This is a genomic window from Anaerococcus sp. (assembly GCF_022770135.1).
Classification (GTDB): domain Bacteria; phylum Bacillota; class Clostridia; order Tissierellales; family Peptoniphilaceae; genus Anaerococcus.
This window is the reverse complement of sequence record NZ_JALEIL010000046.1, coordinates 1-9,210: the sequence shown is the minus strand read 5'-3', so window position 1 is coordinate 9,210 and position 9,210 is coordinate 1. Positions and strand designations below refer to the sequence as shown.

The window sequence follows — 9,210 nt, the reverse complement described above, 5'->3', positions numbered from 1 at the left end:
TTCTTCTATATATTTATCATAATAAGCATCAGTTACTTCCTTCTTGACATCTCTAATATTTACGCCAGCTTCATAGTCGACCCTGGTACAGGTCTTCTTGCAAAACTCATAGCAGGTCTCTGATAATATAGCAGGAGCGGTGTTGTCTATGGCTATAACTTCCATGGCCTTCTTGTAGTCTCCCACTTCTGCAAAGTGAAGGTAGGCTGGAACTTGTTGGCCTATAGGACAGGCTGAATCCTTGCAAGGAGCACTATAACAATCTGTCATAGGAAGCTCACTCGCCCATTTTCTTGTCCTTAGTCTAAGCTTAGGATTTTTGGCATAAAGTTCATTGGATTTAAGGCTTGATACGAGATTTCTTAATTTCTCGTTATCTATTCCCTCATAAGCTCTTCCTAGAAGTCCCTCGCATTTTTCTGCAAGTTCTTTCATCCTGTAATAGCCACCTGGCTTGAGTAGGGTTGTAGAAACTGTGATTGGTTGGTTAAAAATTTCAAATATTTCGTCTATATTTAGTCCATCAGCCCCACCGCAGTAGCTCATAGGAAGTTTGCCATCGAAGGCTTCTGATAATTTCAAGGCCGCAGATATAGTTAATGGAAGAAGGGCCCTACCTGACATATACATATCTTCACTAGGTAGCTCTCCCCTTTTTTGTATAACTGGGAAGGTATTTGATAACTTGCAGCCAAAGACTAGGTTGTTTTTACGAGCAAGATCTAAAAGTCTCGTAAATATTTCTATAGATTCATCAAAGCCAAGGTCATGGTCAAACTGAGCCTTGTCAAAGTCTATGTATTTGTAGCCTAATTCATCAAGGATATTTCTAGCATAGTCGTAGCCAACTAGGGTTGGATTGCATTTTACAAAGGTATTGAGTCCCTTTTCCTCAATCAGATAGGCCGCAATCTCTTCGATTTCATGAGCAGGTGTTCCGTGCATGGTCGAAAGAGTCATAGAATTACAGATTTTACCGTCGATTTTTTCTATATCTTCAATACTAACGTTTTCAAACTTGTCTATATTATCCTTAAGATATTTGATAGCATCCTTGAAGACTTCAGTCTCACTTGCATCCATCAAGGAATTGATAAAGCCGTCTACCTTTTCTGACTTGATACCTTCTAGATTGTAACCGACAGACATATTAAGAACAAAGTCCTTATGATCTGATAGGCCAAACTCCTTAGCAAGAACTCTTATGGCAAGCTCTGCCTTTATGTACTCACTTGCTGCATCTTCTATCTTAAGCTCTGTGGACCACTCGCAGTTGTAGGCCTCATCTTCTGAATTGATACATGGTTTTGGAATTGCTGCCATTAACTCTTCACCGTCCATTATCTGGCAGGTCTTAAGCTCCATATATCTTCCGCCTACTAGATAGGAAGCTATGAGATTTTGGGCAAGCTGAGTGTGAGGTCCCGCAGCAGGTCCTACAGCAGATCCAAGCTCATCGCCAAAAACTGTCCTTAGGCTTTTATTAGTTTTATTTTTGTAAAATTTCTCTTTGGCAATAGAAAATACACTTCCCTCATTCTTGTATTCCTCAAGGGCCCATTCTATAAGCTTCGGAAATTCTATCGCTCTCATATATTCACTCATACTCAATCCTTCCTATAAAGAAAAACCCATACAATTCTTTCAATCATATGGGTTTGTCCTCTATCCGATCCAAGTTCCAGTCGCACCATTTAGGGCGTCTTTTGCATTTTCTAGACTTGTTATTACTGCTTCTCTTCCCTGTTTGCTAGTTACAAACTCCAAGGCTGCTTCTACCTTTGGTAGCATAGATCCCTTGGCAAATTGTCCTTCTGCGATATATTTTTCTGCTTCTTCGACAGATAGACTATCGAGGTCTTCTTGGTTTTCCTTACCGAAATTAATGGCAACCTTTTCTACTGCTGTAAGGATTACCAAAATATCACAATCAACAAGCTCTGCGAGTTTCGCTGATGAGAAGTCCTTATCTATAACAGCATCAACACCGACATACTCGTCATTTTGTCTGATAACTGGAATACCGCCACCACCTGCTGCTATTACCACACAACCTGCGTCATTTAGGGTTGTGATAGCTCTTTTTTCTACTATATCGACAGGCTTAGGACTTGCAACAACACGTCTATATCCACGTCCTGCATCTTCCTTCATCACAAAACCTTTCTCCTCTTCGAGGGCCTTGGCTTCACTTTCGCTGTAGAAGTCGCCAATTGGCTTTGTAGGATTGGAAAATGCTGGGTCCATTTCATCAACCATAACTTGGCTTACCAGACTTACGACTGGATTTTCAATAGTTTCTTTAATAAATTCATTTTCAAGAGCATTTTGCAAATGATAGCCAATGTAGCCTTGGCTCATAGCTCCACACTCTGGAAATGGCATAAAAGGTATCTTGTCATTGGCCTCAGCTCCAGCACTCATGGCGAGATTGATCATCCCAACTTGAGGTCCGTTTCCGTGACAAATTATAACCTTATAATCTTCCTTAACAAGCCCTGCAATAGCAGAAGCTGTTGTCTTTACTGCTTCCTTCTGCTCTGAAGGAGTATTGCCCAAAGCATTACCCCCTAGAGCTACTAATATTTTCTTACTCATTTACTTCTTACTTATTTATTTTCTTGTGTATAAACTAGTGGTAGAGCTGCGTATACTGCTGCACATGTTACTAGGTCTTGTTTGAATGTTACTTCGTTTGGTGCGTGGGCTTGGTCTTCTGCTCCTGGTCCAAATCCTATGGTTGGGATATTGTGACGACCCATGATTGCAACACCATTTGTTGAGAAGGTCCATTTGTCTGTTAGTGGACGAGCTGCTCTTTTTTCTTCTTCTTTTGCTATAGGAGGAGCAATTCTCTTATCTCCGTAAAGGTTCTTGTATGCATCTTCTAGAGCCTTTGTTACTACGTGATCTTCTGGAATTACCCATGTTGGGAAATAGGCTTCTTGTTCGTATTCTAGTCCTGTCCAGCTTGCTCTCTTGTAGTCGTACATAGAAACTTTTGCCCCATGCTTTTTAACTGATGGTAGGTCTTCTATTTCCTTGATACAAGACTCCCAAGTTTCTCCTGCTGTCATTCTTCTATCAAGTGAGATTGAGCATGAGTCTGCTACTGCACATCTTGATGGAGATGTAAAGAAGATTTGGCTTGTTGTAACTGTTCCACGTCCTAGGAAGTTTGCTTCCTTGTATTCTGAGTTGTATTTTTCGTCAAGCATCTTTACTAGACCCTTGATTTCTACTGAATCATCAGCTGGGTTTTCGTTAAGTTGTTCGATTTCCTTGAGGATGTCTGCCATCTTGTAGATTGCGTTGTCTCCTCTTTCTGGAGCTGATCCGTGACAAGATACACCTTGTACGTCTACTCTCATCTCCATTCTTCCTCTTTGTCCTCTGTAGATTCCACCATCTGTTGGCTCTGTTGATACTACAAATTCTGGTTTGATACCTTCTTTCTCGATCATGTATAGCCAGCAGTTTCCGTCACAGTCTTCTTCTTGAACTGTTCCTGTTACGAGAACTCTGTATTCGTCATTGAGATAGCCTAAGTCTTTTAGGATTTTTGCTCCGTATACCGCAGATACTGGTCCACCAAGTTGGTCAGATCCACCACGTCCACCGATTAGGTTTTCGTCTTCGAATCCATCATATGGGTCAAATTCCCAGTTTTCGATGTTTCCGATTCCTACTGTATCGATATGGCCGTCGAAGGCAATTTGTCTTTTTCCTTGACCCATTTCTCCAAGTACGTTTCCTTGGCCGTCAATCCAAGCCTTGTCGTAGCCAAGTTTTTCCATCTCTTCTTTTATTCTTTTAGCCTTGTCGCCTTCTTCACAAGATTCGCCTTTTAGCTTGATCAAATCTCTTAGGAAAGCAACCATGTCTTCTTTGTATTCGCCAGCTTTTTCTTTGATTGCATCAAAGTCTATATTTTTAAATTCTGTCATTTCTACCTCTCTTATTATCTTATTTGTCTATTCTCTTGTTTGCCTTGTCAACTAGCTCTCTTAGTTTTTCTTCTGGATTTTCGATCTTTTGTAGAAGAATCATTGCTGCTATGATGTATGGTTTGAAGCTTGCTTCCTTGTATAGAGGAACTCTGTATCTATCAAATACTGATTCAGCTACTTCTCCGTGTTCTGCAGAAACGCCTGTGATGTCTGCTGGTAGACAGTGCATGTATAGGGCTTTTCCATCTTTGGTTAGTTCCATCATCTCTTCTGTACATTCCCAATCCATGTGCTCTTTATTTTGTTCTAGTAATCTTTGTTCTAGTTCGTCAATTCCCTTTTGGTCGCCTTCGCCGTAAAGTTTTGTTCTTTCTTCCATAGCTGCGAATGGTGCCCAAGATTTTGGATATACTATGTCAGCATCCTTGAATGCTTCTTCCATTGAGTTTGTAACTGTGAAGCTTCCGCCGTATTCTTCAGCGTTTTTCTTAGCTATTTCTTCAACTTCTGGCATGATTTCGTATCCTTCTGGGTGAGCGAGAACTACGTCCATTCCAAGTCTTGTGAAAAGTCCTGAGATTCCTTGTGGAACTGATAGTGGTTTACCATATGATGGTGAGTAAGCCCATGTCATTGCTACTTTTTTACCCTTTAGGTTTTCTATTCCACCGAATTCGTGGATTACGTGGTTAAGGTCTGCCATGGCTTGGGTTGGGTGGTCGATGTCACATTGAAGGTTTACTAGAGTTGGTCTTTGTTCAAGAACTCCGTCTTCGTGACCTTCTTTTACATATTCAGAGAAGTCTTTCATGTATTTGTAGCCCTTGCCTATGTACATGTCATCTCTTATACCTACAACATCTGCCATGAATGAAATCATGTTTGCAGTTTCTTTTACTGTTTCACCGTGAGCGATTTGGCTCTTGCTTTCGTCAAGGTCTTGTACTTCAAGTCCTAGAAGGTTACAAGCTGAAGCGAATGAGAATCTTGTTCTTGTTGAGTTATCTCTAAATAGGGAGATTCCAAGTCCTGAATCAAAGATTTTTGGAGAGATATTTTCTTCTCTCATAGCTCTAATTATGTCAGCTGTCTTCCAGATTGCCTTTAGTTCGTCTTGTGATTTATCCCATGTATGGAAGAAGTCATCACCAAATAGGTTCTTGTGGTCTAGTTCTTGTAGTTCGTCGATTAGTTTTTTGATATCTTGTGTCATTTATTTCTCCTTTTATTTATTATTTATCTTTGTATTGTGTATGTGTAGTCTTCTTCGTTTGGATAGATTCCATCCCAAACAACTCTTCTGTAGTGAGCGTAGTCTGTGTCTCCTTCTGTTGAGATTAGAAGGATTACTGAATTTTCGTCAAGTTTTAGGTCTTTTTTGATCTCTTCTAAATCTTTCCTTTGAAGGATTTCTGAAAGAGGACCCATTGTTGCTGCTCCACTTTCTCCTGAGATTATCTTCTTATCGTCCTTCAATGGATTTCCTAGAATTCTCATTCCTCTTGCTGCTGCCTTGTCAGGTACTGATAGGAAGGCATCTGCATAAGAGTGAAGTACTGGCCAGCCTACTGTTACAGGCTCCCCGCAAGCAAGTCCTGCCATGATTGTATCCATCTTACCAGTTACATTGTGGATCTTTCCGTCATCTGCTTCTGCTGTTATGAAGTTACAGTTGGCCTTTTCTGGTTCTACTATAGTTATAAATGGCTTTTCCTCTCCCTCATATACTGAAGAGAAATATCCAGTAACTCCTGTTGCAAAGGAACCTACTCCTGCTTGAGCGAAGATGTGAGTTGGCTTAAGTCCAGCTTCTTTTAGTTGATCGTTACTTTCCTTGGCAAGGGTTGCATATCCTTCTATGATCCATGTTGGAATCTTTTCGTATCCTTCCCAAGCTGTATCTTGAACCATTACCCAGCCTTTTTCCTCAGCGTTCTTGTTGGCAAGGCGTACGCAGTCATCGTAGTTAAGCCCATCCATTATGTCGCATTCTGCTCCCAAGGCTCTGATGTTGTCACGTCTTTCTGTAGCTGATCCATCTGGCATGATTACCACGCATTTTTGCTTAAGTTGGTTGGCAGTCCAAGCTACTCCCCTACCGTGGTTTCCGTCTGTCGCTGTTACGAAGGTAATATCTCCAAGCTTTTCTCTTACCTCGTCTGAAATCATTTTCTCAAATGGTAATTCTTCGATATCAACTCCCAACTTATCAGCTATGTACTTTCCAATGGCAAATGATCCACCAAGTACCTTGAAGGCATTTAGGCCAAATCTGTAAGATTCATCCTTTACGAAGATATCCTTTACACCAAATTGCTTGGCCAGGTTACTTAGTCTTACCAGTGGAGTTGGCTCATAATCAGGGAAACTCTCATGAAATTTTTGTGCAGTGTTAACAACTTCCTCATTGATAAAATCTAGGGAAGCCTTTTCTCTTTTACTAATATCATTTAGTACTATCTTATATTTCTCTTCCAAAATTACATCCTTTCGATTATTTCTCGATACATCCTTCACATTGCCCTTATTCGGCATTTGCAAATTCTCTATCTTAAGCCATAATAATAAGTGGTATGTGATATATCACTATTATTATAGGACGTATTTCTAAGATTGTCAAATAAATATTAAACGCTTTCATAGATGTGTTATAATGATTGTAGAAAGGTAGAAAAATGACAAGAGAAAATAAAATAAAAAGAACCTTCGTCAAAGACGAAGCTTACAATATACTTCACGATAAGATTATTTCCGGAGAGCTTACTCCTTACACCCAGCTTAAGATCTCAGAGCTTTCTAAGGAACTTGGGATTTCACGAACTCCAGTAAGAGAAGCCATCCTTAAGCTAGAAAACGAAGACCTCGTTATAAGCAAGGCCAACCAATGGACCATGGTCGCTCCAATCAAGGTCGAAAGGCTAAAAGACATCTATCCACTTGTCCTCGAGCTTGAAAGTTATGCCTTAAGGGAAAACTTTGATAATATCACAGATGAATTTATAGATGAGCTCGAGAAGATCAACAAGCAAATCAAGATGGAGCATATGAATGAAAATATAACTAGAGTAATCGAGCTTGATGATGACTTCCACGACCTAATCATAGGGCTTTCTCCAAATAAGGAGATCAAACCAATTATCGATAGGCTAAAGAAGAGAGTCAAAAGATTTGAAATAGGCTTCTATCAGGCCAAGGACGTCCACAAGGCTCCATCGACCTATGACGAGCACCTAATCTTAATAGAAAGTCTTAGAGAAAGAGACCTAGATAAGTCTCTCGACGCCTTAAGGAAGAATTGGACTACAACTATTACAGATGAGTCAATAGAGAAAATAAGTAAGCTCCTTAATGTTGAAAAATAACTGAGAGAAAAATAAACATTATAGGATAGCTCTGCCCTCTTAGCTTAGTAATTATTACATAATAAATCTCTTAGAAAACGAGAGGGTAGAATATAAAATAATTCCCAAAGCCCTGCCTTTTTAGTAAATATATGCTAAGGGCGGGCTTTTCGTCTTTTAAAATACTTTCGACATTCAGGTAAAAATAAAAGGCTGTTACAAGTTAATGAATAATTATCCTAACATAGTTAGAAAGTGCTCTTGAGGAATTTCACATCTCCTGGCCAGAAGGACAATTAGCTCCTGCCGACTAATGTATGAAATTACACCATCCGCTCTGTGAGGATTCAGTTATGATTATTCTAACTACGATTTATTCATTCTGTAACAACCCTAATTTCCTATTCGTGTTTGTCACATCCTACGATTGTCTCAAGGCCGTGAATTAGGAAGGGCTTTATGATTTCAAAGTTTTCCCTACAGGCTTTGGGGCTTCCTGGGAAGTTTATAATTAGGCTCTCTCCCCTAATCCCTGCCACAGCCCTCGAAAGATAGGCCATAGGAGTGATCTTTGCGGATTCATTTCTTATAGCTTCCACTATCCCGTCCGCTCTTTTTTCTATTACGGCAAGGCTTGCCTCGGGTGTGATGTCTCTTTGGCTAAAGCCTGTGCCTCCGCTGGTAAGAATTAGGGAAATTTCTTCATCAGCATAGGCTAATAATTTCTCCCTTATACTTTCGAAATCATCGGCCACTATCTCGTATTTCCTAACTTCTAGGCCGAATTCTTCCAGTAATTCTTTAAGGACCTTCCCGCTTTTATCCTCATAGATTCCCTTACTTGCCCTATCTGAAACCGTAAGGACTCCTGCAGAAAATTTCACAAAAGTCCTCCTTCTGCCATCTCTAGGAAGTCTTCTCTTTTTAGGTCGACTCCTGCAAAGACCCTAGGAAGGAAGAAATCAAAGCTTGTAATCTTTGAGTGGATACTTGCTCCAGGCACTCCCATAAGATAGACTCCTCCATCTCTTGCGACCATGAGCATATTACCCGGCTGCATAGGGATTCCTTGAACTATGACCTCTGCGTGAGTTTCTCTGATGGCCCTTGGCGTAATGTCATCAGGGTCGACACTCATTCCCCCAGTAAATATAACAAGGTCCGCACCTTGCCCTTTGAATTTCTCATAAGCTTCAACTACCTTATCCTCATCATCTGGGAGAAATTCATAGCCTAGGACTTCTGCATCAAATTCAGATAGCTTTTCCCTAAGAACTGGCCTAAAGGCATCCTTGATTCTTCCATAGTAGACCTCATCTCCAGTTATGATGCATCCTACCTTAAGCTTCTTAAATTCCTTCACTTCAAAAATAGGACCTTCCTTAAGAATCTCCTTGGCTTTCTCTACCTGCCATCTTTCTGTCCACAAGGGAACGATTCTTGCTCCAACGAGCCTGTCGCCTTCTTCTACCTTGCTGTAAGACTTTTTGCAAGTTATGGTATAATCGCCGATTTCGTTTATTTTTCTTAGAAGAGTTCTGTCTATAGTAAAAAGTCCCGTAACCTTGCTGGTAAGATTAATCTTGCCCTCACTAACAGCAGACCTTTTGATATTTTCCCCAAAAAGCATATCTGCGATTTCAGAAATTGCATCTTCCTCATGGACTTGGTCTGCCTCAAGCTCTCCTACATATATATGGTCCTTGCCTATGTTTTTGAGGGCCTCGATATCAGCTTCTTCTACCACATGCCCTCTCTTAAACAAGACTCCCTTGAAGCCATCTTCCATAATCGCTGTAAAGTCGTGGAGGAGAGGGAGACCTACTGCATCTTCTACTCTAATTTTCTCTATCATAAGCTATCCTTATATTATCTTCCGGGTAGATAAAGCCTTCTTTCTTAACAATAGCGAAGATTCC

The 9,210-nt window shown here is 40.4% G+C and carries 7 protein-coding genes and 1 pseudogene; 1 reads left to right on the top strand and 7 read right to left on the bottom strand.

Going from position 1 to position 9,210, the window contains the following annotated elements; translation table 11 throughout:
- The 5 genes and pseudogenes from MRZ08_RS01830 to dpaL form a co-directional block, all read right to left on the bottom strand.
- A pseudogene (locus MRZ08_RS01830) lies at nucleotides 1-1,605 on the bottom strand (putative selenate reductase subunit YgfK); the annotation flags it as partial.
- Nucleotides 1,606-1,665: 60 nt separating this feature from the next.
- Nucleotides 1,666-2,598 (bottom strand): carbamate kinase, encoded by a 933-nt coding sequence (arcC, locus tag MRZ08_RS01825; protein ID WP_297378659.1) that lies wholly within the window; start codon nucleotides 2,596-2,598, stop codon nucleotides 1,666-1,668.
- Nucleotides 2,599-2,609: 11 nt separating this feature from the next.
- On the bottom strand, nucleotides 2,610-3,947 hold the full coding sequence (locus MRZ08_RS01820) for a YgeY family selenium metabolism-linked hydrolase (RefSeq protein ID WP_297378658.1): 1,338 nt from the start codon (nucleotides 3,945-3,947) through the stop codon (nucleotides 2,610-2,612).
- A gap of 19 nt (nucleotides 3,948-3,966) precedes the next feature.
- Nucleotides 3,967-5,163 (bottom strand): knotted carbamoyltransferase YgeW, encoded by a 1,197-nt coding sequence (ygeW, locus tag MRZ08_RS01815; RefSeq protein ID WP_297378656.1) that lies wholly within the window; start codon nucleotides 5,161-5,163, stop codon nucleotides 3,967-3,969.
- Between the two features lie 23 nt (nucleotides 5,164-5,186).
- Entirely contained in the window at nucleotides 5,187-6,428 is a 1,242-nt protein-coding gene (gene dpaL / locus MRZ08_RS01810; protein ID WP_297378654.1) for a diaminopropionate ammonia-lyase, read from the bottom strand.
- A gap of 197 nt (nucleotides 6,429-6,625) precedes the next feature.
- Between dpaL and MRZ08_RS01805 the strand changes: the two genes are divergently transcribed.
- Complete coding sequence (locus MRZ08_RS01805) at nucleotides 6,626-7,312, top strand: GntR family transcriptional regulator (RefSeq protein WP_297378652.1); 687 nt, start codon at nucleotides 6,626-6,628, stop codon at nucleotides 7,310-7,312.
- A 380-nt stretch (nucleotides 7,313-7,692) separates the two neighbouring features.
- Here the strand turns inward: MRZ08_RS01805 and MRZ08_RS01800 are convergent, their stop codons facing one another.
- The gene (locus tag MRZ08_RS01800) at nucleotides 7,693-8,175 is read right to left on the bottom strand and encodes a MogA/MoaB family molybdenum cofactor biosynthesis protein (protein ID WP_297378650.1); all 483 of its coding nucleotides are present in this window, start codon (nucleotides 8,173-8,175) and stop codon (nucleotides 7,693-7,695) included.
- The gene (locus MRZ08_RS01795) at nucleotides 8,172-9,146 is read right to left on the bottom strand and encodes a molybdopterin-binding protein (protein ID WP_297378648.1); all 975 of its coding nucleotides are present in this window, start codon (nucleotides 9,144-9,146) and stop codon (nucleotides 8,172-8,174) included. The genes MRZ08_RS01800 and MRZ08_RS01795 overlap by 4 nt, the downstream gene beginning before the upstream one ends.
- Nucleotides 9,147-9,210 lie beyond the last annotated feature (64 nt).

What these genes read in the sequence shown, in the direction of transcription:
- arcC (WP_297378659.1), bottom strand. Translation starts at nt 2,598, where the DNA reads ATGAGTAAGAAAATATTAGTAGCTCTAGGGGGTAATGCTTTGGGCAAT.
- MRZ08_RS01820 (WP_297378658.1), bottom strand. Translation starts at nt 3,947, where the DNA reads ATGACAGAATTTAAAAATATAGACTTTGATGCAATCAAAGAAAAAGCT.
- ygeW (WP_297378656.1), bottom strand. Translation starts at nt 5,163, where the DNA reads ATGACACAAGATATCAAAAAACTAATCGACGAACTACAAGAACTAGAC.
- MRZ08_RS01805 (WP_297378652.1), top strand. Translation starts at nt 6,626, where the DNA reads ATGACAAGAGAAAATAAAATAAAAAGAACCTTCGTCAAAGACGAAGCT.
- MRZ08_RS01795 (WP_297378648.1), bottom strand. Translation starts at nt 9,146, where the DNA reads ATGATAGAGAAAATTAGAGTAGAAGATGCAGTAGGTCTCCCTCTCCTC.